The following is a 23806-nucleotide window of genomic DNA, read 5'->3' as shown; positions in this document are numbered from 1 at the left end:
CATGACCTCCCGGACCAGAACGTTACCGGCATCGCCACCGGCCTCCGCGGCCCTCGGAGCGCGTCGGCGCGGCGCGGGGCACCATGGAGCCATGAGTACGACGCTCTGGATCACCGGCGACGCCGAGACCGACCGACTGCTGAGCGACGACGCGTTCGCGCTCCTGGTCGGCATGCTGCTCGACCAGCAGTACCCCATGGAGCACGCGTTCGCGGGGCCGCGCAAGATCCTCGACCGGCTGGGCTCGATCGACCCGCGCACGGTGGCGGAGACCGACCCCGACGAGTTCGTGACGCTCGCGACCACTCCCCCGGCCATCCACCGGTACGGCCGGTCGATGGCGGGGCGTGTGCAGGCCCTGGCGCACGCCGTCGTCGACGACTACGACGGCGACGCGTCCCGGATCTGGACCGACCCGGGCCCCGCCGGCGACGCGCCGACGGGGGCCGAGGTGCTGGCCCGGCTGAAGGCCCTGCCGGGGTACGGCGACCGCAAGGCCAAGATCTTCCTCGCCCTGCTCGGCAAGCAGCGCGGCGTCCGCCCGGACGGCTGGCGCGAGGCCGCCGCGGAGTTCGGCGAGGAGGGCTCCCGCCGCTCCATCGCGGACGTCACCAGCGCGGAGACGCTGGCCGAGGTGCGGGCGTTCAAGAAGGCGGAGAAGGCCGCGGCCAAGGCCGCGAAGCCCTGAACCGCCAAGCACGAAGGGCGCCGTGACCCGCGGGTGACGTGACCGACAGGTGACGCCCCGCCGGCGGGCGGGCGACGTCCGCGTGCGGGTCACGCACACCTCGGCCGATCGACGCGCACCGGCCAGCACGACGTCAACCCGTGGTCGCCCGGGACTGGGTGAATCGATGCGCAAGCACCGCTCGGTTCCCCGATCCCGGAGGTCGTCGTGCCCGAACTCTCGCTCGCCCTGCCCCGTCGTTCCTTCCTCACCCTCGCCGGCGTCGCCACCGGGTCCGCGGCGATGCTGGCCGCCGAGCCCGCCGCCGCCGACACCGCGGGCCGGTTCACGCCCCGCGGCGACCTGTTCACCCTCGGGGTGGCGTCGGGCGACCCGTGGCCCGACGGCGTCGTGCTCTGGACCCGCCTGGCCCCCGACCCGACCTCGCCGGACGGCAGCGGCGGCATGCCCGACGTCGGGGTGAACGTCCGCTGGGAGGTCGCCGAGGACGAGCGGTTCCGCAGGATCGTGCGGCGCGGCGTCGAGCGCGCGCGGCCGTCCTCGGCCCACTCGGTGCACGCGGAGGTCCGCGGGCTGCGGCCCGACCGCGTGTACTGGTACCGCTTCCGCGCGGCGGGCCAGGCCAGCCCGGTCGGCCGCACGCGCACGGCCCCGCACCGCGGCGCGCAGCTCGCCGGGCTGTCGTTCGCGTTCGCGAGCTGCCAGAACTACCCCGCCGGGTACTTCACCGCGTTCGAGCGCATGGCGGCGGAGGACCTCGACCTGGTGGTCCACCTGGGCGACTACGTCTACGAGGGCGGTGGGCAGGGCTCGATCGGCCGCGGCCACCTGCCCGCGGCGGAGATCTTCTCGCTGGCCGACTACCGGGTCAGGTACGGCCAGTACAAGCTCGACCCGATGCTGCAGGCCGCGCACGCGGCGGCGCCGTGGGTGGTGGCGCCGGACGACCACGAGGTGGAGAACAACTGGGCGGGTGACCACTCGCAGCCCGACTCCGAGCCGGACCAGGACCCGGACGTGTTCCGGCTGCGTCGCGCCGCGGCCTACCAGGCGTACTGGGAGAACATGCCGCTGCGCCGCTCGTCGATGCCGCGCGGGCCCGAGATGCAGGTGTTCCGGCGCCTGGAGTTCGGCGACATGCTGCAGCTCGACGTGCTGGACACCCGCCGCTACCGCGACGTGCAGCTCACCGACCAGTCGCTGCGCTGGGATCAGGGCCGCCAGATGCTCGGTGCCGAGCAGGAGTCCTGGCTGCTCGCCGGTCTCGCGGCCTCCACGGCCCGGTGGAACGTGCTCGGCAACCAGGTGTTCGCGATGGACGCCGACCACGAGCCGGGGCCCGGCACCCGCTACGGGATGGACACGTGGGGCGGGTACGCCGCCGCCCGGCAACGGCTGTTCGACGGCGTCGTCGAGCGCGGGGTGGAGAACTTCGTCATGGTCACCGGAGACGCGCACCGCAGCGTCGCCGCCGACCTCAAGGCGGACTTCGCCGACATGTCGTCGCGCACCGTGGGCACGGAGCTCCTCGGCACGTCCGTCAGCTCCGCGGGCGACGGCTCGGACCAGGACGACCTCGGGAAGATCTGGCTGGAGGAGAACCCCTTCATGCGGTTCCACAACCGGCAGCGCGGCTACCAGGTGTGCCACCTGAGCCGCGACGAGATGCGCACCGACTACCGGGTCGTGCCGTACGTCACCAGGCCCGGCGCCCCGGTGTCCACGCGCGCGAGCATCTCCGTGGAGGCGGGCCGGCCGGGGATCGCGCACGTCGCGGAGTGACGCACCTCGGCCCGCCGCGCCGAGGTCGTGCCGCGGGCAGCGAGGGCCCAGGCTCACGCCGCGTCGAGGACACCCGCGGCGCGCAGGCGGCACAGGACGGCGGCGGCGGGGACGGCGTGACCGGTGCCGCGGTGCCCCGCCGTCGTCGTCGCGGTGAGCACGGAGGCGAGCAGCGCCTCCTCGACGGCGTCCATGGTGGCGGCGAAGAGCGGGTCGAGACCGACGTCGGCCACGAGCGGCACGGCGGGGTCCGCCGTCGTGAACGCCAGGGCGTAGTCACCGCTGCCGTGCGTGTACCCGGCGCCGACGCGGCCCATCGCGAAGACGGCGCGGCGGGCCACGCGGTCCAGGCGGCGGGCGTCGAGCGGCGCGTCGGTGGCGACGACGATCATGCAGGAGTTGCCGTCGTCGGGCCGCTTGACCCCGGGGTCGGTCGGCCCGAGCAGGTCCGCGGCCGGCATCGGCACGCCCCGGACCGTCAGGGTCCCGGAGAAGTTCGACTGCACCAGGGCGCCGACGGTCCAGGGGCCGGCCTCGGCGGCGACGACGCGCGACGACGTGCCGATCCCGCCCTTGAACCCCAGGGCCGCCGTGCCCGTGCCGGCGCCCACGCAGCCCTGGGCCACCGGCCCGGGTGCGGCGCCGTCGAGCGCGGCGAGCACGTGCGCCTCGGTGAGCGGCCTCGCGCGGATGTCGGACAGGAACCCGTCGTTGGTCTCCCCCACCACCGGGTTGAGGCTGCGCACCTGGTCGTAGCCGGGTTGCCCGAGCACGTGCGTCACCAGGGCGTCGGCGGCGCGGAAGGCGGACAGCGTGGCCGTGAGCAGGACCGGCGTCTCGAGCTCGCCGAGCTCGGCCACCTGGGTGGCGCCGACGAGCTTGCCGTACCCGTTGCCCACGGCGAGGCCGCACGGCAGGCTCGGCCGCTTCCCGGGCCCACGCCCGAGCACGTCCGGGACGACGGCGGTGACGCCGGTGTGGACCCTGTCGCCGTCGTGCAGCGTGGTGTGCCCGACGCGGACCCCCGCCACGTCCGTGAGGGCGTCGTGCTGCCCGGTGGGCAGGTCGCCGACGACGATCCCGAGCTCACGCGGCGTGGGGCGCGCCGCCGCGGGGCTCATGCGGGCTCTCCCGCCCGGGCCGCGGCGTGGACGTCGTGCAGGTCCGGCCAGGTGCGGGTGCCGTCGACGAGCTCGGCCACGTGGGCGCGGAAGTTCGGGCAGGTGGCGATGTCGTGCGCGCGGCACTCCAGCGCGTGCTCCGTCATCCGTCGCGACCGCTCGATCTCCTCCTGGCGGCGGTCGAGCTCGGCGAGGTGCGCCTCGAGCAGGCGGTGCCGCTCGGGTGCCCCGGCGTCGTCGTCGCCGGCGGCGAGCAGCACCTGGATCTGCTCCAGGCTCATCCCGGCCACCTTGGAGCTGAGGACGGACGCCACCCGGACGACGTCGTCGGCGGTGTACCGGCGCCGTCCCGCGCCGTCGCGCGCGGGGGCGAGCAGCCCGACCTCCTCCCAGTAGCGCAGCACGTGCGTCTCCAGGCCGAACTTCCCGGCCAGCTCGCCGACGCTGAACGTCGGTCCAGACTCCCCGCTTGACTTCATGTTGACATGAAGTCACACGCTGGGGTCAGGACGCAACCCCGACCCTTGGGAGACACCGATGACCACCTCGAACGACCGGCCCCTCCACGACGCGATCGTCGTGGGCGGCGGCCCCGCCGGCCTGCAGGCCGCGCTCACCCTCGGGCGCACGCACCGCGACGTCGTCGTGCTCGACTCCGGCAACTACCGCAACGACCCCACCGACGCCATGCACAACGTGCTGGGCTTCGACGGCACGCCGCCCGCCGAGTTCCGCGCCACCGCGCACCGCACCCTCGCCGCGTACGACACGGTCGAGCTGCGCCGCACCACCGCCCACGCGATCACCCCGATCGACCCCGACGACCCCCGCGCCGGATTCGTGGTGCGCACGGACGGCGGCGAGGTCACCGGCCGCCGCCTGCTGCTGGCGACCGGCATGCGCGACGAGCTGCCCGCCACGCCCGGCCTCGCGGAGCTGTTCGGCACCGTCGCGGCGCACTGCCCGTACTGCCACGGCCACGAGTTCGCCGGCACCACCGTCGGCATCCTCGGCGCCGGCCCGCACGCGCCGCGGGTCGCCGGTCTCATGGCCCGCATCGCCGCCCGCCTCGTGGTGCTCGCCGACGGCGCCGACGTCGACCCCCACGTCCGCTCGGCGCTGGACGCCCAGGGCGTCGAGGTGCGAGGCGCGAAGGTCGAGCGGGTCGAGCGCAGCGCGCTGCCCTCGGGCCGCGACGGCGCCCGCGCGGTGCTCGCCGACGGCGAGACGCTCGACCTGGGCGGCCTGATGGTCTCCCCCGCGCTGCACGCGGCCGCGCCGTTCGCCGCCGAGCTCGGCCTGGAGCTGCGCGACTCCGGCGCCGTCGCGGTCGACGCCTTCGGCCGCACCAGCATGCCCGGGGTGTTCGCCGCGGGAGACGGCGCGCACACGGCCGACTTCCCCATGCCGGTCAGCTCCGTGACCGCGGCCATGGCGGCCGGGCAGATGGCGGCGGCGTCCGTCGACTCCAGCCTGCTGGAGGCGTGACGGCGGATAGGCTCGCGCCATGACTCAGCGCCTCCTGCCGCTCGGCCCTGCCCCGCGCCCCACGACGGGCGACGACCTCGCCGACCGCCTGCGCGACCTCGCCGCACGGGCCGCGGGTCCCGGCGTCACGGGGCTCGACCGGGCGCGTGTCCGGGCCGACCTCGACGGGGACGACGTCGCGTCGCTGGAGCTGGACCTCACCGGCGTCGCGGTCGGCGCGTCGCCCAAGGCGACCGACGTCACCTGGGCGCCGGCCTCCGTCACGGAGCGGACGCCCGGCACCGTGCGGCGGGTGCGCCTGGACGCCCACCCGCTCACGGCCGTCGACCTGCCGGTGGACGTCACCGCCGAGGCGCAGGGGCTGCGCTTCGCGTGGGTCACGGGGTCGGACGGCCAGATCGGCGCCGAGCTGGTGGAGCCGGACGACGCGCACCCGGTGACCGGTCACGCGCGCGTCGCCGCGTCCCGAGCCGGCCTCGTCGCCACCCTGCACGGGATGCTCGCCGTGGCCCTCCAGCCGCAGGGGATCACGCTCAGCGCGCTCGACGTCGACCTCGAGTCGCACGGGCCGCGGGCCGCGGGCCTGCGGGTCCACGCCAAGATCCGCAAGGGGATCCTGTCGGCGTCGGCCACCGCGACCGCGTCGGCCGCCGTGGACGCGCGGATGGTCCTCACCCTCGGCGACGTCAGGATCACCAGCGGCAACCCGATCGTCGCCGCGATGCTGGCCGTCGTACGCGGCAAGGTGGAGGCCGCCGCGCACGAGAAGATCGACCTGGCCGCGGCCCTGCCGCCCGGCGTGCGGCTGGTGGACGTCCGGCTCGACGTCGGCGAAGACCTGATGGTCAGCGCGCGCCTGGGCTGAGGCCGGTCGCGACGTCGGTGGCTCGTGGCAGGGTCGACCCGTGACCGACCGACCGGACGTCCCGCTGGAGCACGTCGTGCGCCTGCGCCCACTTCTCGCGTTCCCCGAGTGCATCGAGGAGCGGGCATGGACGGGCGTGCGGTGGCGGGTGCGCGCGGCCACGGTGGCGCACGTCTTCGGCGGGGAGGACCAGCTCTTCCGCGTCACGTTCCGGGCCGAGCCGGACGAGGTGCTGGCGTTCGAGCACCTCGGGCCGCGGTACTTCCGCGTCGGCACCGAGGGCAACGCCGTCGGCGTCCTGCTCGACGGGGGCACCGACTGGGAGGAGCTGTCCGAGCTCCTCACGGACTCGTACTGCGTCCAGGCACCGGCCCGCCTCGCCGAGACGGTGGCCCGTCCATGACACCGCCCCGTCCGCCGGCCGCGCCTCTGGCCACGAGCCCGATAGCCTGCGGCGCATGAACGCGGAGATGTGGATCGCCCTCGGCGCGCTCGTCGTCTCCGTCGTCGCGGCGCTGTTCACCGGCCTGTCGACGTGGTACTCGCGTGGCCAGCTCGACGCCGCCCGGCGGCAGGCCGACGTCGCGGAGGCCGCGCTGGAGTTCCAGAAGCGCGTGCACGAGCAGGAGGCGCAGGAGCTCGGCCGGGCGCCGTCGCCCGGCGTCGAGGAGCCGCGGCCGGCCGGCCCCGCCAGGCCGCCCGCGGCTCCGGCTCCCTCGCCGGTGTCCCCGGCCGACGCGCCGCCGGCATCCGACGCCGGCGCCGACTGGACCGGCGCCGCCCATGGCGCCGCCACACCGGAGCCGCGCGTCTCCCCGTGGACGGTCACGCACGCACGCGGCGACCGGTACCACCTGACGAACGGGTCCGACCGGACCGTCCACGACGTCGCGCTCGAGGTCGGTCGCGGAGGACGCGGCCGGACCACCTCCGAGCGGTGGGACCGCGTCGAGGCCGGCGACCCGACGTCGTTCCGCTCCCCGCGCCCGGAGACCACGGCCGACCGGGCCCTGGTCGTGAGCTGGGCGTGGACGCCGGGCGGGCCGCGGCACGAGTGGTCCGCCGAGCTCCCCCCGCGCCGCTGACCTCCCCGCCGTCGCACGGCGGTGTCAGGCTGGGGGCATGGCCGACCGTCTCCGGACCGCGACGTCCCCGTACCTGCTGCAGCACGCCGACAACCCCGTCGACTGGTGGCCGTGGGGCCCCGACGCGTTCGCCGAGGCGCGGCGCCGCGACGTGCCGGTGCTGCTGTCCGTGGGGTACGCGGCGTGCCACTGGTGCCACGTCATGGCGTACGAGTCGTTCGAGGACGACGACGTGGCCGCGGCGATCAACGGGCGCTTCGTGCCGGTGAAGGTCGACCGCGAGGAGCGGCCCGACGTCGACGCCGTCTACATGGCGGCGACGCAGGCGCTCACCGGGCAGGGCGGGTGGCCGATGACGGCGTTCCTCACCCCGGACGGCACGGCGTTCCACTGCGGCACCTACCTGCCCCGGGAGCATCTGCTGGCCGTGCTCGACGCCGTGGACGACGCATGGCGCGACCGGCGCGACGCCGTCGTGCGGCAGGGCGCCGCGGTGACCGACGTGGTCGCGCGCACGGCCGCCCGTCCGCCCGGGGCGCCCCTGGACGACGCCACGCTCGCCGCGGCCGTCGACGCGGTGACCCGCGACGCCGACCGGCGGCACGGCGGGTTCGGCGGCGCGCCGAAGTTCCCGCCCTCGATGACGCTCGAGCACCTGCTGCGCCACCACGCGCGCACCGGGAACGCCGAGGCCCTGCGGATCGTCGAGCGCACGTGCGAGGCGATGGCGCGCGGCGGGTTCTACGACCAGCTCGCCGGCGGGTTCGCGCGCTACTCCGTGGACGCGGCCTGGGTGGTGCCGCACTTCGAGAAGATGCTGTACGACAACGCGCAGCTGCTGCGCGTCCACGCGCACCTGTGGCGCTCGACCGGCTCCGCCCTCGCGGAGCGCGTGGTCCGCGAGACGGCGGAGTTCCTGCTGCGCGACCTGCGGACCGCCGAGGGTGGCTTCGCCTCCGCCCTCGACGCCGACACGGACGGCGCCGAGGGCCTCACCTACGTCTGGACCCCGGACCAGCTGCGCGACGTGCTCGGGGACGACGACGGGGCCCGCGCAGCCGAGACCCTCGCCGTCACCGCCGCGGGCACGTTCTCACGCGGAGCGTCCACGCTGCAGCTCCCGCACGACCCCGACCCCGCCTGGTGGGGGCCGGTGCGCACCCGGCTCCTCGCGGCCCGCGACGCCCGCCCCCAGCCCGCGCGCGACGACAAGGTCGTCACCGCGTGGAACGGCCTGGCGATCGCGGCGCTGGCCGATGCCGGTGCGCTGCTCTCCGAGCCCGCCTGGGTGGACGCCGCCCGCGCCTGCACCGAGCACGTGCTCGGCACCCACGTCGTCGGCGGGCGGCTGCGGCGGGCGTCGCGCGACGGCGTCGCCGGCGACGCGCCGGGTGTCGCCGCCGACCACGGCGACCTCGCGGAGGGCCTGCTCGCGCTGCACCAGGCCACCGGCGAGGCGCGGTGGCTCGCCGCCGCCGGGGACGTGCTCGACGTGGCCCTGGCGCACTTCGCCGACGGCGCGGACGCCTCCGCCGGGTTCTTCGACGCCGCCGACGACGCCGAGCGGCTCGTCGTGCGGCCGCGCGACCCCACGGACGGACCCGAGCCGTCCGGCCAGTCCGCGCTCGCCGGCGCCCTGACGACGTACGCCGCGCTCACCGGGTCGGCCGGGCACCGCGCCGCCGCCGAGGCCGCCGTCACCGCCGCCGGCATCCTGGCCCGGCAGGCGCCCCGGTTCGCGGGCTGGGCGCTCGCCACCGCCGAGGCGCTGGCCGACGGGCCGCGCCAGGTCGCCGTCGTCGGCGACGGCCCCGCGGCCGAGGAGCTGCTGCGCACCGCCCGGCGCGCCCCCACCGCGGGCGCCGTCGTCGTCCCCGGGGTTCCCGACGCCCCGGGGGTGCCGCTGCTCGCCGACCGGCCGCTCGTCGACGGGGCGCCCACGGCCTACGTCTGCCGCGGGTTCGTGTGCGACCTGCCGGTCACCGACCCGGCCGCGCTGGAGGAGCGGCTGGGCTGACCGGTCAGAGCACGACGGTCCGGGCCACGAGCACCAGCTCCGACGTGTGCGATCCGGCGACGCCGACGCCGACCGGGCGGTCGACGAACCCCGGCAGCCCCTCCAGCCCGCCGCCGGCGGCGACCACCCGCAGGTCCAGCTCGTCGCCCGCGGGGACGGTCACCACGGCCTCGAAGCCGTCTGGCCCGGGCGCGTAGAAGCGGGTGTCGAGCACGCCACGGGGCCCGACCGGGACCTCGCGGCCCTCCAGCTCCGCAGCAAGCACGCGAGCGCCGCCGTCCGCGCTGTCGAGCTCGACGTATCGCAGGGCGCCCGCCGTCCCGACGGGCGCGCCCTCGCCCGGCGTGACCCGCAGGGTCACGGTCCGTTCGCCCCCGGCCGTCTCGTCGGCGACCACCCGGACCTCAGGGGCCGGCAGGTCGGCCGCGTCCGCCGGGCCCGTCCACACGTCGCCGTGCAGGGGCGGGAACGCCGACGACAGGTCGTCGCGGTGACCCACGTACTGCGCGGTCCAGTCGCTCGGGCTCGCCTCGTCCGACACCCACAGGGCTTCGCCGGAGTCGGCGTCCAGCGCGTACGCGAGGCGCGTCGGCTCGGGGTGGTCGGCGTCGAACCGGTCGACGGCGAACCCGGTGACGAGCGCTACGACCGTCACCGCGCCGAGCACGCCCACGACCGTCCCGCCGACGCGCGGCGCCCGGGGCAGCATCACGGCGAGCGCGGGCACGAGCGCCAGGCCGAGCAGGGTGGCCACGACAGCGGGCGCGGCGCCGGTCGCCAGGCCCAGCGCGGGCAGGAACAGGAGGACCACGGGGACGACCACCAGCACGGCCACGGCCGCGCCGAGGGTGACCGCCACGCGCCGGCCGACGGCGCCGCACGTCGTCGTGACCGCCACGATCCCCGCCACGGCGCCCGCGAGCGCCGGCAGCGACGCCAGGTACGACCCACCGGGCGTGACCGCCGCGAGCACCGCCCCCAGCACCGCGAGCCACGCCAGCGCCCCGACGGCGAGCACCGTGGCCCCGAGGCGGCGCCGCAGGGCGACGAACCACCCCACGAGGACCGTCGCGACCAGGCCCAGCAGCGCGACGCGGAACCCCCACGGCCGCCACGGGTCGAGCATCTCGTCGTAGCCGGGGCGGACGGCCACCATGAGCTGCCACAGGCCCGTCGACCCCAGCGCCGCGCCCGCGAGCGGGATCAGCCCGGAGGCGAACCCGAGCGTCAGACGGCCCGCCGTCGTCCGCTCCCCCAGCACCTCGCGCCGCCGGGCGAGGACGACGGCGAGTTTCGCCACCGCGACGACGGCGCCCGCCGCCAACGGCCACACGAGGCTGCCGGGGTACCGGGCGAGCACGCCGCCGGGCAGCGGGAAGTAGGTCGCGTCGTCCGCCGCCGGCCGGGCGAGCGCCGCGGCGTCCGCGTTCCCGAGCTCGCGCACCAGGGCGAGGGCGTTGGAGCCGTGGTGCTGCAGGCTCGCGAGCGACATCCGCTCCGGGGTGTCCTGCGGGGCGTGGTAGGTGGCCGACCCGTCGATGTACGCCGAGTTGAGGCCGGTGAACCGGCCGTCGGGGTCGTCGAGGAACGGGGAGAAGTCGGTGTCGTTCGGCAGGATCCGGTACACCTCGACCGCCAGCGAGCTGCCGACGGGGTACGGCACCCGCGCGTAGGCGTCGACGAGCGCCGCGTTGCCGTCGGACGTCTCGAACATGATCGCGGGCCCGGACGAGCCGCGGGCCTCGACGTTCACCACGACGCCGCCGTCCGCGGCGCGCGGGTCCGCGTGCGCGAACGCCTCCGCGCCGCACAGGCACGCCTCCTCGGCGTCCGTGAAGACGAGGACGACGTCGTTGCGCAGCGCGGGGCCCGCGCCGAGCGCCCGCGCGGTCTCCAGCAGCGTCGCGACGCCCGCGCCGTCGTCGTTGCCGCCGTACGACACCTCGGCGGAGTCGTAGTGCGCCATCAGGAAGACCGGCGCGGTGGGGTCGGTGCCGGGGATCGTGGCGACGACGTTCCGCGTCGCCGCGACGCGGCTCTGCTCCCCGAGCCGGCCGGACGCCCCCACGCCGTCGACGACCTCGGGGTCCAGGCCCAGGGCGTCGAGCTCCCGCACGATCAGGTCGCGCACGTCGTCGTTCGCCGGCGTCCCGTGCGGGTGCACGCGGGCGCCGACCGCCTCGACGGTCGCCGACGCCCGAGCGGCGCTGAACTCGCCCGGGGGCACGTCGGCGCCGCGCGGCGCCGGTGGCAGCACCGACCACACCGCCAGGGCGGCGAGAGCGAGGAGGAAGAGGCTGCACGCGAGCGTCGTCGCCCGCGACCGGGTCGGGGTCACGCGCGCACGCTAGCGGCGGGTCGTCCCGGTGGCCCAATCGTGACCTGCGCCGTGCCGCTCGCCGGCCACGTCGTAGGTGGTCTCGTCGAGCCCCGACTGGGTGGGGTCGTGGTCGACCTCTCCGACGTCGTACATCGTCGTCATCCAGTGGTAGAAGTTGTCGCCGCGCTCGCGCAGCACCTGGTACAGCCGCCGCAGCATCCGCCGGCGGACGGTGTCCATCTCGGGGTGCTCGTAGACGTTCGACAGCTCGTCGGGGTCCGTCGCCAGGTCGTACAGCTCGTTCGTGGAGTCCGGGTTGACCACCAGCTTGTACCGGTCGGTGCGCAGCATGCGCTGGGGGTAGGGGAAGTGGTGCCCGTGGAACTCGCACACGATGTCGTCGTCCCACGGCACGTCCTCGCCGCGCGCCAGCGGGAGGAGGCTGCGCGAATCGACGGCGGGCGCCGGGTCGATGCCCGCCAGGTCGAGGATCGTGGCCGTGCAATCGAGCAGGCTGACGAACTCCGTGCGCACCTGGCCCGCGGGGCCGCCCGGCACCCGCAGGATCCCGGGCGTGCGGTAGATGTCCTCGTACATCGCCGGCCCCTTGTCGTGCAGCCGGTGCGAGCCCGTGAACTCCCCGTGGTCGCACGTGAAGAACACCGCGGTGTCGTCCACCAGCCCCAGCCGTTCGAGCGCGTCCATCACCCGCCCGATCTCGTGGTCGATGAGTGCGACGTACCCCCAGTAGACGGCGATGAGCTTGCGCGTGACCTCGATCGGCATGGTGTCGAACGTCCAGTGCGCGCTGTAGTTGCGCTGCACCGGTGGCTTGCCCGCGAACGTCTCGGCGATCGACGTCGGCAGCTCGACGTCGGCCGGGTCCACCAGGTCGAAGTACTCGTCCGGGACGATGTAGGGCAGGTGCGGGCCGAAGAAGCTCAGCTCCAGGAAGAACGGGCGCCGCCCGCTGCGGAAGTCGTCCGCGTACCGCTCCAGCAGCTCGATGGTGCGCGTGGCCAGGTAGTGCTCGAACGTCGCCTCGACCGGCTGGTGCAGCCGGGCCGCCAGCAGATTGCCCGGCCCGCCGTTGGGCAGCGTACCGCGCACCCGGTCGCTGATCTCGTACGGCGGCAGGTCGTGCTCCGCGAGGTACTTCAGGTAGTCCTCGTTGTCCACGGGGTTGTGCCAGCCGGGCAGGTCCGGGCCGTCGAACCCGAAGTCGGCAGCGTCCTTCTCCGTGCCGGCGTGCCACTTGCCGACGAGCCCGGTGTTGTACCCGCGGGTACGCAGTGCCTCGACGAACGTGAACGTGCCTTCGGCCAGGTCCTCCAGGTACCCGACGTTCCGCTCGTGATTGGCGAGCACGCGGTGGCGGAACGGCGCCTGACCCGTCAGCAGGCTCGCCCGCGCCGGCGTGCAGATCGCCGTCGGCGTGTACCACCGGTCGAACCGGGTGCCGGTGCGAGCCAGCTCGTCGAGCACGGGCGTGCGCGCATGCGGGTTCCCGTAGGCGCCGAGCGTGTCGACGCGGTGCTGGTCCGTCATGAGGAACAGCACGTTCCTCGGGGTGCCCGGGGTCGCAGTCGTGGTCTCGCTCATGCTCGGTTCACTCGCCCGCCTCGAGGAACAGGTCCCCGGTGTAGTAGTCGCCCGGGTCGACGGCGGCATCGAGCTTGCCGGCGCCGACGAAGTAGTCGCCCATCACGGTCAGCCAGTCGTCGACCGTGCCGTCCTCGGTCATCGTGTCGATGTCGTCCAGCGACAGGATCTCGACGTTGGCGGCGTCGCCCTCGACGTCCTCCACCGCGAGGTCGTTGTACTCGGCGGTCGAGGCGATCGCCTCGTCCACGTGGTCCGCGCGGTACTCGATCGCCTCCCGCAGCACGCCGAGCACGCGGTCGACCTTCTCGGGGTCGTTCTCCACCAGGTCGTTGCTCGCGACGAACGCGGTCGGGAACGCCATGGTGTCCTCGAAGTCGGAGTTGCTCGCGATCTCGACCAGCCCCGGCACCTGCTCCTTGACCGTGGCCAGGGCCGGGTACCAGAAGCCGGCGCCGTCCACCTGGCCGGAGGACAGCGCGGCGACGATCGCCGACGGCTCCATGGGGACGAGCTCGATGTCGTCCTTGGTCATCCCCGCCTCCTCGAGCGCGAGGGTGAGGATCATGTCCCCGGAGGTCCCCTCGGGCACGGCGACCTTCTTGCCGCGCAGGTCCTCCATCGTCTCGATGCCGGGCTGGGCGACGACGCGGTCGGCCTGCCCGAGGGTGTTCATCGCGACGATCTTGGCCTGGCCGGAGGCGGGCAGCCAGAACGCCCCGGGGCCGATGTAGCCGAAGTCGAGGTCGCCGGAGCCGAGCGCCTGGATCTGCAGGGGCCCGTTGGTGAACGACGGTGTGGTCACCTCGATCCCGTGCTCCTCCCACAGGCCCTGGTCCTCGGCGATCGCGAGCAGGCTCGTGCCGTTGAAGTCCGGGATGTACCCGAAGGCCACCTCGATGGTGTCCTCGCTCGAGCCCCCGGCGGCGCCCGGCTCACCGGAGCACGCCGTGGCTCCCAGGGTGACGGAGGCGGCGACGACGACGGCGCCGATGGTCCTGACGGTGATGCGCATGATGATCCTCTTCGTCGAGTCGGTCATGCCGACGGGGTCGGTGACGCGTCGGCGGCGGTGCCGGGCGTCTGGTGGTACACGGACGTCCAGACCCGGTTGCGCAGCGCGGCGAACTCGGGGCTGAGCCGCACCTCTTCGGTGCGGGGGTACGGGAGGTCGACGTCGACGACGTCGTAGATGCGCCCCGGACGGGCCGCCATCACCACGACCCGGTTCGAGAGGAACACGGCCTCGTCCACGTCGTGGGTGATGAACAGGACGGTGCGCTTCTCGCGGCTCCAGGTGTCCAGGAGCTGCTCCTGGAGCGTGACCCGGGTCAGCGCGTCGAGCGCGCCGAACGGCTCGTCCATGAGCAGGATCGACGGGTCGACGGCGTAGGCGCGCGCGATCGCGCACCGCTGTTTCATCCCGCCCGAGAGCATCTTGGGCAGGGCGTCGGCGAACTGGTCCAGGCCGACGAGCCGGATGAAGTGGTCCGTGCGCGCACGCCGTTCGGCCTTGCCCAGGCCGGCGACCTTGAGGCCGAACTCGATGTTCTTGCGCACGGTGAGCCACGGGAAGAGCGCGTACTGCTGGAAGATCACCCCGCGCTCGGGGCCCGGGCCGGCCACGTCGCGCCCGTCGACCTGCGCGTGCCCGGCGGTGGGTTCGTCGAGCCCGGCCAGGATGTTCATCAGGGTGGACTTGCCGCAGCCGGACGGTCCGACGACGGTGACGAACTCGTTGTCCGCGATGTCGAGCGAGACCCGCTCGAGCGCCACGAACTCCTCGTTCCTCAGGGGGAACGTCTTGCGCACGTCCCGCACGGAGATCTTCGCGGTGTCCCGCGGGGTGTCGATGGTGGTCATCGTCGCTCCTGCCATCCGGTGAGCCTGGTCTCCGCCAGCAGCAGGAGCCGGTCCATGACCAGCCCGAGGATGCCGATGGCGATGATCCCGACGAAGATCGTCGCGAGGTCGTAGTAGAGCTGGGCCTGCTGCATCCGGTAGCCGAGGCCGGCCTGCGCGGCGAGGAGCTCGGCGGCCACGAGGGTGGCCCACGCGGAGCCGAGACCGACCCGCATCCCGACGAGGATGAACGGGGTCGAGGCCGGGATCACGACGCGCACGAAGATCCGGCCGTCCTTCGCGCCCAGGACGCGGGCGGCGTTGATGAGCGTCCTGTCGACGCCGACCACCCCCTGGTAGGTCGAGATGACGCAGGCCAGGAACGCGGCGAGGAAGATCACGAAGACCTTCGGCAGCTCGCCGATGCCGAGGAGCACGAGCACCAGGGGCAGCAGCGCCAGCGGCGGGATGGTCCGGAAGAACTGGATCCACGGCTCGAAGAGGCCGCGGGCCACCGTGTACCAGCCCATGAGGAAGCCGACCGGGACCGCGACCGCCGACCCCAGGAGGAAGCCGGTGAGGACGCGGCCGAGGCTCGCGAGGACGTCCTGCTGGAGCGTGCCGTCGCGCCACAGCTCGGCGCCGGTGGCGACCACCTCGGGCGGGGTGGGGAACTGGAACCCGGCCAGGGCGAGGATCCACCAGATCCCGATCCCGCCGACGATCGACAGGGCGTTGAGCAGGCGCAGCCGGTGGCGTCGGTCCGTCGCCCGGCGGCGCGGGGCCGGCCGCCCGGACTGCCGGTGTGCGGGCGCCGTCGTGGTGGCGGCGTCCCCGGCGGCCGCGCCGCCGCCCTGGTCCGGGCCGTTGCGGGCCACGCTCGGGGTGGATGTGGTCACTGTGCGCTCCTTCGCGTAGCGGACTCGCCCGTCGACTCCGGCTCGGGGTACCCGGCGAGCAGCGGGGACTGGTGGAAGACGGCGGCGAGCGCCCCGAACGCCCCGTCGCTGTCGTGCAGGCGGCCGGCGCGGACGACGCAGTGGCCGTCCACCGGGATGGAGTACAGCTCGTAGCGCAGCGTGGCGGCCGCCTGCTCGACGATGACCGGCGCGACGTGGGCCACCTCGCCCCCGATCACGACCTCGTCCGGGTCGAGCGTCATGGCGGCGGCTCCGAGCACGCGCCCCAGCGTCGTCCCGACCTCGCGCAGCACGGCGTCGACGACGGGGTCTCCCTTGGCGACGGCTGCCGCGAGGTCGTCGAGGGAGTCCGCCTCGACACCGCGGCCGCGACAGGTCGCCAGGATCGCGGGGACGGACGCCACCGTCTCGAGGCACCCGCGCTTGCCGCACCGGCACTCGACGCCGGCGGGGTCGGCGGTCACGTGGCCGAGCTCTCCGGCGAACCCTCGCGACCCCGTCACCAGCCGGCCGGTGACGACGAGCCCTCCGCCGACGCCGTCCGACAACCGGACGTAGACCAGGTCGCGGACCGCGTCGGGGCGGGAGACCGCTTCGGCGAGCGCCGCCAGCCTCGTGTTGTTGTCGGCCACGACCGGGGCGTGGAACCGCCCGGCGAAGGCGTGGTCCACGCCGTCCGGTGCGGTGTGCCGGGTCCACGGGATGCGCGGGACCGTCTCGCCGCGGACGCCGGTGTACGGCCCGGGGACACCGATACCGATCGCCTGCAGCGCGCCGAAGTGCAGCCCGTGCTCGTCGCCCAGGCGGTCCACGAGGTCGAAGGCGAGGCCGATCCGCGTGGACCAGCCGGTCTCGTCGTCGTACCGCTGCACGCCGGAGGCGACGATCTCGTGCGAGGCGTCCGCCACCGCGACACGGACCCGGCGGTGGCCGAAGTCGACGCCGAGGTACTGACCGGACGCCGGGTCGAGGGCGAGCCGTTCGGCGGGCCTGCCGCTGCCACGGCGCCGGGCGGCGTCGGTGTCCACCACGACGATCGCCCCGCGCTGCAGCAGGGTCGCGGTGATCTCGGACAGGGTCGTCCGGGACAGCCCGACACGCTGGGCCAGCTCGGCGCGGCTGAGTGCTCCCTCGGCCCGCAGCGCGGTGAGTACTCGTTCCTCGTGGGTGCGTCGCACCAGTGCCTGCACCCCTGTCGTCGTCGACATGGCAGGAACGCTAGGCAGCCGGAATTTTTCCATCAACCATCCGGCAGAAAGATTCCGCGTTCGGTTCGCATCGTTGCCCGAATGAGACCTCGCGGCGCCCGCCGCACGACGAGGGCCGCCGTCGCGTCCGCGACGACGGCCCTCGCTGTCCTGCCCGGGGAGTGCTACCCCTCGTCCTCGTCCCCGTGCGGCCGCTCGACGTACAGCATGGTGCCGGTCGGTCCGGCCTGCTCGAGCCGGACGACGCCCGGGACGGCCGCGTCGGCGCTGCGGCCCGGGTCGGCCCAGTAGCCGTTCGCCGGGTTGCGGAAGAACGTCGCCCACACGGTGCCGTCCTCGTCGACGAACATGTTGTTGTGGCCCGCGCCGACGCCCAGGGTCCAGCGCCGGGAGTACGGGCCCTCGAAGTCGTCGGCGACGGCCACGACGGCGTCGTACTGGTCCTTCGGGCCGGTGCCGCCCAGGTAGGACCACCGGTCGGGCTCCGTCCCCGACCGGTTCGCCCACACGGAGTGCATCAGGTAGTACTTCGACCCCACCTTGGTCACGGACGCCCCCTCGAGGTAGGGCTCCGGCGCGTACTTCTGCTGCTCGAACGCCGGGAGGTCCGTGGTGGGGACGATGTCCTCCATGTCGTCGCGGAACTTCGCGTACAGGTCGTTGTGCAGCACCAGCCACGTGTCGTCGCCCTCGGTGTACAGGCCGCCGTCGATGTGGTGGTAGGCACCCGGCTCGATGAACGCCGGGCCCCCGACGAACGACTCGCCGAAGGGCTTGTCGACGTTGCCCTCGGCCAGCCGGTACGGCCCCTCGGGGCCGCCCTCGCTCACCAGCATGAACGACCCGACCTTCTTCGAGTGGTCGCCCATGCACGCCACGATGTACCAAGTCCCGTCGACGTAGTGGATCTCGGGGGCCCACACGTTGCCCCGCTTGCCGAACCGGCCGTCGTCGTGCCAGTACTCCTGCCAGTCGGCGACGACCGTCCGCCCGGGCGCGTTCTCGTCGACGAACTCCGGCGACCACACCTTCCCCTCGGGCTGGTCCGGGCGGATGTCCGTGGTGTCGGCGAGCGTCCACGGCCCGTCGAGGGACGGCGCCGTCCACACGTACAGGCCGTCGTTCCACGGCGCCGCCTTGTCCAGCCCCTCGGCACGGGTGGTGCCCGTCGCCACGTAGAGGGACTCGCCGTCGACCTCGAAGCGGTTGACGTACGTGTCGCGCATCCAGACGCGGCCGAGCTCCTCGTCCTGCGGCCTCAGCTCCAGGTCGAGGACCTTCGAGTTGTGCTCGCCGAGCGCGAGCTCGGCGCGGCCGTCGGCCGTGCCGTACGGGGCCGGGGCCGGCCAGCTCCGCGGGAACCGCATCTCCTCACCGCCCATGTCGTAGGTCCTCAGGTAGTCGAACTCGGCGGTCGCCCCGGCGGCGTTCATCGAGACGAGGCCGAGGCGCAGGTCGCCCTGCACCGGCAGCGACCAGGTGCCGCCCCACTGCCAGCGCTCGCCGTCGGTGCTCGACGCCATCCGCACGTCGTACTCGTCGTTCTCCTCGTCGAGCTGGGCGTACAGCCGCAGCCACGTGGTCCCACCCGGAGCGGCGCCGAACATCGGGCCGTTCGCCACCGCCGTCGGCGGGGTCGTCGTGGGCCGCTCGGCCTCCCGGCCGAACTCGGTGACGTGCAGGAACTGTCCCGGCTTGCGGTTCAGCGGCAGCACGGTGTGCGTCAGCTTGAGATACCGGTCGTCGTGCTCGTAGAGCACCAGCCCGGCCTGCTGCGCGGCCCGGTCGCCGTCGAACGCCAGCTTCGTCTCCACCAGGAAGTCCTCGCGTGGCGCGTCCCGCAGGAGCACCGGTGCCGAGTTCTGCCCGCGGTACAGCTCGGCGCCCTGCGTCGGCCAGACGAGCTCCCCGTCCGTGAGCTCCGGGCCCGACGCCGGCTCACGCACCCACGACCAGCCGTCGTCGCCGCCGGGCGACCCGGGTCCGTCGAACTCGTCGGAGTACTCCGTCAGCAGCTCGCCGGGCACAGGGTCGGGTACGCGCTCGGTGACGGGCTCGGCCGCCACGACCGCGCTGACGTTGTCCACCTCGCCGCCCCCGCGGGCGACGGCACCGGTCGCCCCGCCGCCGTCCGGGTACCGGCCCAGGTCGGCGGTCACGACGGCGAGCGGGTCGAGCAGGCTGTCGTGCGAGAGCGTCGCTGTGACGCGGTCGCCCCGGCGCTCGACCACCAGCTGCTTCCGCGTGCCGGCGTCGACCCCGTCGGGCAGCGGCGTCGCCGACCGCTCGGTCCGGCTGCCGTGCCGGACCTCGACGCGGAGCTCGCGGGCGTCGGCGTCGAGCCAGGCGGTGACGGCGTCGCTCCCCACGACGCCGGTGCGCAGGCCGACGGCGCCGCCCTCGGCCGTCACCCGGACGTCGGCCTGGACGCGCACGTCCCCGCGCACCCGCTCCCGGGAGGTCAGCGAGGCGCCGTCCGCCAGCAGCGCGGCGGACCCGGTCCGGGCGTCGCGTCCGACCTCGACGGATCCCCGGGTGCGCCACGAACCCAGACCGTCCTCGAATCCCTCGTCGACGGTCCCGCTCGTGACGGGTGCCGTGGAGCCGGCGAGGCTCGCCCCCTCGCCCGCGTTGACCACGGGCCAGCCGTCGATCCAGTCGAGCCGGTCGATCATCATCGGCCGCTTCGACAGCTGCAGCGTGCCGGCGCGCGTCCGGACAGGCGCGAAGTCGGGGTCGTCGTTCGCGACGGCGTGGTAGGCGATCCAGTCCTGGCCCGCCAGGTCGGTGGTCACCGTGTGGTGGCCGGTCCCGGTGTACCCGTTGCCGTTCGGCGTGAGGACGAACCCGCCCTTGCTCGAGAGGTCCATGAGGTCCACCCCGGCGTCGTCGACGAACGGCCCGGTCGGGCTCTCGCTGCGCCCGACCTTGACCGAGTAGCCGCTGAACGCCCCGTCGCAGCACCCGGCGTCGGAGTACATGAGGTAGTAGTGGTCGTCGTGCCGGACGACGAAGCTGCCCTCCATCCGGCGGCCCTGCGCCACCTGGGTGACCTCACCCGCCAGCCCGCTCAGGTCCGGCGCGAGGGCGGCGGCGCAGACGACGTCGTAGCTGCCCCAGTACAGGTAGTGGGTGCCGTCGTCGTCGGTGAAGATCGTCTGGTCGATGTTGCCCGTCGGGCAGCCCTCGACGGGGGCCGACGGCAGCAGCAGCTCCTCGCGGTGCGTCCAGGGCCCGGTGGGCGTGGGGGCGGTCGCGACGGCCAGGCCTCCGGTCGAGAGCCCGTACGTGAGGACGTACTCGCCGTCGATGCGACGGATGTCGGGCGCCCACGCCCGCGAGCGGTCGCCCCACGTGCCGGGGACGGCGTCGGGGTCGACGACGTCGCCGACGTACTCGTAGTCCACGAGGTTGGTGCTCCGCAGGACGGGCAGGATGTGCTCGCCGTCCTCGCCATCGCTCTGGAAGATCGGGTTCTGCGTGCCGTACGCGTACCACGCGCCGTCGTCGCCCCGGATCACGGCGGGGTCGGGGAACGTGTCGACCACCCCCTCCGTGACGGGGTTGGTGTACGTGCCCGGCCGCGGCTCGGACGCCACGCTCCCGGCGGGCGCGGCCGGCGTCGTGCCGGCGGCCTGGGCCGGTAGCAGGCTCGCGGTGAGGGCCGTCGCGGCGACCGCGACCGCCCCGACCCGGACTCGTGCTGATCGCCATCTCATCGTGTGAGCTCCTTCGTCGTCGAAGTGGCGGCGCCGTCACGGCGCTCGATCACATCCGACGGCCGACGGATTTTTCCGTCAAGAGCCCGACATAATGCACTGATCAGGGACGACCCTGCGGGCTTCACCTGGCTGACCACGAACTTCTGGACGGGCAGCAGTGCGCGGCGAACCACGCGGTACCGGGGTGTTCACGCCGAGCGTCATCTGGAGCGGCTCGTCCTCGCCGCGGACCGTGAAGCGCTCGGTGACCCGGTCACCGGTGATGTCGAGGGTGAGCACGCCGTGGCGCCCGCCGTCGCGCTGGATCGCGGCGGGGTGTCCCTCGGGCAGCAGCGCGCCCGAGCCGGGTGGTGGTCGATCGCATGGCAGTCGATGTCACGGAACTCTCCTGTCGTGGTCGTGGACCGGCCCCTTGACCGGTCGCCCCATGCCATGTCAGAGGCGCGCTCTCGCCTCGACCGCCGGGCTGGCGCGGATGCGGACGCGCGTTAGGATGGACGTTGGCCTGATCGTCGGCGGCCGGTGTGCCGCCCCGTCCTGCAGGAGGTGCGCGCCATGACCCGCAGCGAACCTCCCAGTAGTCCGAGCCGCGACTGACGGCCCCTCGCCGCACCCGTCACCTCACTCACGGGCGCGGCCCGGCGCGAGCGTCCTCGCGCCCCCTCCCCTCGTGCGCCGACCCGGCGCGCCCGGCCGCAGTCGCGGGACCGAAGCACGCAGCCCACACCCCTGCACGCCCCTCGGAGTCCCTCATGGCCCTGCCCACGGCATCCCGCACGGTCCGTCCCCGCCCGCTGCTCGGCGCGCTGCGCGCGCGCCGCACCACCACCTCCGGCGCCGTCCCCGCGCCCGAGGAGCACGCCACCCGGCACCCCGCCCCGCCCCGGTCGTCGATCGTCGAGTCCGCCGTGTACGACGACGACGGGCGCCGCGTGGCCAGCTTCGGCCGCCTCGCCGACACCTTCCGCGAGCTGCGCTCCCGCCCCGCCGCCATGGCGTGGATCGGCCTGGAGCGCCCCGACGAGACGGAGCTCGCGTCCCTCGCACGTGAGTTCGACCTGCACCCGCTGGCCGTCGAGGACGCGATCGTGGCGCACCAGCGCCCGAAGATCGAGCGCTACGGCGACACCCTGTTCGTCGTGCTGCACGCCGCGAGGTACCTGGACCACGCCGAGGAGGTCGAGTTCTCCGAGCTGCACGTGTTCGTGGGTCCCGACTTCGTCGTCACGGTGCGGCACGGGGCATGCCCCGACCTGGCCGCCGTGCGCACGCACGCCGAGGCACACCCCGGCACCCTCGCCCGCGGCCCCGAGTCCGTGCTCTACGCGATCATGGACCGCGTCGTCGACGACTACCTGCCCGTGGTCGCCGGCCTCGACGCCGACATCGACGAGATCGAGTCGGAGGTGTTCGGCGGCGACGGGCACGTGTCGCGGCGCATCTACGAGCTCTCCCGCGAGGTCGTCGAGTTCCAGCGCGCCGTGCGCCCGCTGCAGCGCGTCTGCGCCTCGCTCGCCAAGGGCGCCGAGAAGTACGGCGTCGGCGAGGAGCTGCAGGCGTACCTGCGCGACGTCGCCGACCACCTCACGGAGGTCGCCGACCGGGTCGAGTCCTTCCGCGCCGCGCTGCGCGACATCCTCACCGTCAACGCCACGCTCGTCGCCCAGCGGCAGAACGAGGAGATGAAGCACCTGACGGAGGTGTCGATCCGCCAGGGCGAGGAGGTCAAGAAGATCTCCGGCTGGGCGGCGATCCTCTTCGCGCCGTCGCTCGTGGGTGCCGTGTACGGGATGAACTTCGACGTCATGCCGGAGACGCACTGGGCGTGGGGCTACCCGCTGGCGTTGCTCGCGATGCTCGGCGTGAGTCTGGGGCTGTTCGGCGTCTTCCGCGCCAAGCGCTGGATCTGACGGGCGGCCCCCCGGGACCTGCCGCTAGGGTGCGACGGGTGACGTCCACCTCCCCGGAGCCTCCCGCCCCGCCCGCCGGCGGCCTGTCGCCGGCCACGCGCACGCTCCTGTCGCTCGGCGCGGCGGTCGTCGTCCTGGCCGGCGTGCACTGGACGGCCGACGTGCTCGCCCCGGTGTTCCTCGCCGCGGTCATCGTCATCATCTGCCACCCCGTGCGCTTCGGCCTGGAGCGGCGCGGCTGGCCCCGGTGGACGGCGACCGCGGCGGTGATCGCCGTCGCCTACCTCATCCTGGCGCTGCTCGTCGCGATGCTCGTGTTCGCGGGCGTGCGGTTCGGGGCGCTGGTGCGGACCTACCTGGACGACCTGGAGCGTTCCGTCACCGAGATCGGCGGCCAGCTCGCGGCGCTCGGGCTGGACTCGCAGGTCGCCGACGCCACCACCTCGGTGCTCGAGCCGTCGCGCCTGCTGTCCCTGGCAGGCAGCGTGAGCTCGATGGCCCTCGGCATCGCGACCGCGTTCTTCTTCGTGCTGGCCTACGCGATCTTCATGGCGGCGGACGCCGGGCGGTACTCCACGGCGACGCGCGTCTTCGGCGCCACCCACGGCGCGCAGATCGAGCGCGCCACACGGTTCAGCACGGGGGTGCGCCGCTACTTCGTCGTCAACGCGTCGTTCGGCGCCGTCGTCGCCGTCGTGGACGGCGTCGCGCTGGGCCTGATGGGCGTCCCCGCGCCCGTCGTGTGGGCGATCCTCGCGTTCGTCACCAACTTCATCCCGAACGTCGGCTTCGTGCTCGGACTGGTCCCCCCGGCGATCATGGCGTTCGTGGTCGGCGGCTGGCCGCTGGCACTCGGCGTCGTCGCCGTCTACTGCGTGGTGAACGTGGTGCTGCAGGTGCTGGTGCAGCCCAAGTTCGTCTCCGACGCCGTGAGCCTCAGCCTCACGCTGAGCTTCGTGTCGGTGGTGTTCTGGACTTTCGTCATCGGGCCGCTCGGCGCAATCCTCGCCATCCCGCTCACCCTCCTGGTGCGCGCGCTCGTGCTCGAGGGCGACCCGCGGTCCGTCTGGCTGCGCTGGCTGTCCGGCGACGACGTCACGCCCGACGACGAGCCCGCGCCGCGGGTCGCGGCCCCCGCGCCGCCGCCGCGCGCCGACGAGCAGCAGGAGCCGAGCACTCCCCCGGCCCCGGAGGACGACCACGCGCCCACCCCGTGAGGGGCGGGCGCGTGGCACG

General features: G+C 74.2%; 18 protein-coding genes. 9 read left to right on the top strand and 9 right to left on the bottom strand.

Annotated features, from left to right (window positions below; genetic code table 11):
* The first annotated feature begins 91 nt into the window (after positions 1–91).
* Complete coding sequence (locus EYB28_RS08505) at positions 92–688, top strand: HhH-GPD-type base excision DNA repair protein (protein ID WP_166846619.1); 597 nt, start codon at positions 92–94, stop codon at positions 686–688.
* 207 nt (positions 689–895) lie between these two features.
* Positions 896–2470, top strand: coding sequence for an alkaline phosphatase (locus tag EYB28_RS08500; protein ID WP_240930447.1), 1575 nt, complete (start codon positions 896–898; stop codon positions 2468–2470).
* A 53-nt stretch (positions 2471–2523) separates the two neighbouring features.
* Here EYB28_RS08500 and EYB28_RS08495 read toward each other — a convergent pair whose 3' ends face one another.
* The gene (locus EYB28_RS08495) at positions 2524–3591 is read right to left on the bottom strand and encodes a P1 family peptidase (protein ID WP_166846617.1); all 1068 of its coding nucleotides are present in this window, start codon (positions 3589–3591) and stop codon (positions 2524–2526) included.
* On the bottom strand, positions 3588–4070 hold the full coding sequence (locus tag EYB28_RS08490) for a MerR family transcriptional regulator (protein WP_166846615.1): 483 nt from the start codon (positions 4068–4070) through the stop codon (positions 3588–3590). The genes EYB28_RS08495 and EYB28_RS08490 overlap by 4 nt, the downstream gene beginning before the upstream one ends.
* A gap of 58 nt (positions 4071–4128) precedes the next feature.
* Here EYB28_RS08490 and EYB28_RS08485 point away from each other — a divergent pair, with 58 nt between their 5' ends.
* Genes EYB28_RS08485 through EYB28_RS08465 form a run of 5 tightly spaced genes read left to right on the top strand, consistent with a single transcriptional unit; the run spans position 4129 to position 9046 of the window.
* Positions 4129–5079 carry an NAD(P)/FAD-dependent oxidoreductase gene (locus tag EYB28_RS08485; RefSeq protein WP_166846613.1) on the top strand — a complete coding sequence of 317 codons (951 nt, stop codon included), beginning with the start codon at positions 4129–4131 and terminating at the stop codon, positions 5077–5079.
* 19 nt (positions 5080–5098) lie between these two features.
* On the top strand, positions 5099–5944 hold the full coding sequence (locus EYB28_RS08480) for a hypothetical protein (protein WP_166846611.1): 846 nt from the start codon (positions 5099–5101) through the stop codon (positions 5942–5944).
* Positions 5945–5984: 40 nt separating this feature from the next.
* Positions 5985–6347 carry an MmcQ/YjbR family DNA-binding protein gene (locus EYB28_RS08475; RefSeq protein ID WP_166846609.1) on the top strand — a complete coding sequence of 121 codons (363 nt, stop codon included), beginning with the start codon at positions 5985–5987 and terminating at the stop codon, positions 6345–6347.
* A gap of 55 nt (positions 6348–6402) precedes the next feature.
* Complete coding sequence (locus EYB28_RS08470) at positions 6403–7029, top strand: hypothetical protein (RefSeq protein ID WP_166846607.1); 627 nt, start codon at positions 6403–6405, stop codon at positions 7027–7029.
* A gap of 37 nt (positions 7030–7066) precedes the next feature.
* Positions 7067–9046, top strand: a complete 1980-nt coding sequence (locus EYB28_RS08465) for a thioredoxin domain-containing protein (RefSeq protein ID WP_166846605.1) — start codon at positions 7067–7069, stop codon at positions 9044–9046.
* Between the two features lie 4 nt (positions 9047–9050).
* Here EYB28_RS08465 and EYB28_RS08460 read toward each other — a convergent pair whose 3' ends face one another.
* From EYB28_RS08460 to EYB28_RS08430, 7 genes are all read right to left on the bottom strand, one after another.
* Entirely contained in the window at positions 9051–11384 is a 2334-nt protein-coding gene (locus tag EYB28_RS08460; RefSeq protein WP_166846603.1) for a M28 family peptidase, read from the bottom strand.
* 9 nt (positions 11385–11393) lie between these two features.
* A complete protein-coding gene (locus tag EYB28_RS08455) occupies positions 11394–12968 on the bottom strand; it encodes a sulfatase-like hydrolase/transferase (RefSeq protein ID WP_166846600.1) in 1575 nt (524 codons plus the stop codon).
* Positions 12969–12975: 7 nt separating this feature from the next.
* A complete protein-coding gene (locus EYB28_RS08450) occupies positions 12976–14010 on the bottom strand; it encodes an aliphatic sulfonate ABC transporter substrate-binding protein (protein ID WP_240930446.1) in 1035 nt (344 codons plus the stop codon).
* Entirely contained in the window at positions 14007–14831 is an 825-nt protein-coding gene (locus tag EYB28_RS08445) for an ABC transporter ATP-binding protein (RefSeq protein WP_166846597.1), read from the bottom strand. The genes EYB28_RS08450 and EYB28_RS08445 overlap by 4 nt, the downstream gene beginning before the upstream one ends.
* Positions 14828–15709, bottom strand: a complete 882-nt coding sequence (locus EYB28_RS08440; RefSeq protein ID WP_240930445.1) for an ABC transporter permease — start codon at positions 15707–15709, stop codon at positions 14828–14830. Before EYB28_RS08440 ends, EYB28_RS08445 begins: the two co-directional genes overlap by 4 nt.
* The gene (locus EYB28_RS08435; RefSeq protein WP_166846594.1) at positions 15706–16938 is read right to left on the bottom strand and encodes an ROK family transcriptional regulator; all 1233 of its coding nucleotides are present in this window, start codon (positions 16936–16938) and stop codon (positions 15706–15708) included. Before EYB28_RS08435 ends, EYB28_RS08440 begins: the two co-directional genes overlap by 4 nt.
* A gap of 164 nt (positions 16939–17102) precedes the next feature.
* Positions 17103–20657: a family 43 glycosylhydrolase gene (locus tag EYB28_RS08430; RefSeq protein ID WP_205710871.1), complete on the bottom strand. Its 3555-nt coding sequence runs from the start codon at positions 20655–20657 to the stop codon at positions 17103–17105.
* A gap of 755 nt (positions 20658–21412) precedes the next feature.
* Between EYB28_RS08430 and EYB28_RS08420 the strand changes: the two genes are divergently transcribed.
* Positions 21413–22570, top strand: coding sequence for a magnesium and cobalt transport protein CorA (locus tag EYB28_RS08420; RefSeq protein ID WP_166846588.1), 1158 nt, complete (start codon positions 21413–21415; stop codon positions 22568–22570).
* A 38-nt stretch (positions 22571–22608) separates the two neighbouring features.
* Positions 22609–23787, top strand: coding sequence for an AI-2E family transporter (locus EYB28_RS08415; RefSeq protein WP_166846585.1), 1179 nt, complete (start codon positions 22609–22611; stop codon positions 23785–23787).
* Positions 23788–23806: the final 19 nt, after the last annotated feature.

The sequence above is a fragment of the Isoptericola sp. BMS4 genome, assembly GCF_011634835.1.
GTDB lineage: Bacteria > Actinomycetota > Actinomycetes > Actinomycetales > Cellulomonadaceae > Isoptericola.
This window is presented reverse-complemented; position numbering and strand designations above follow the sequence as displayed.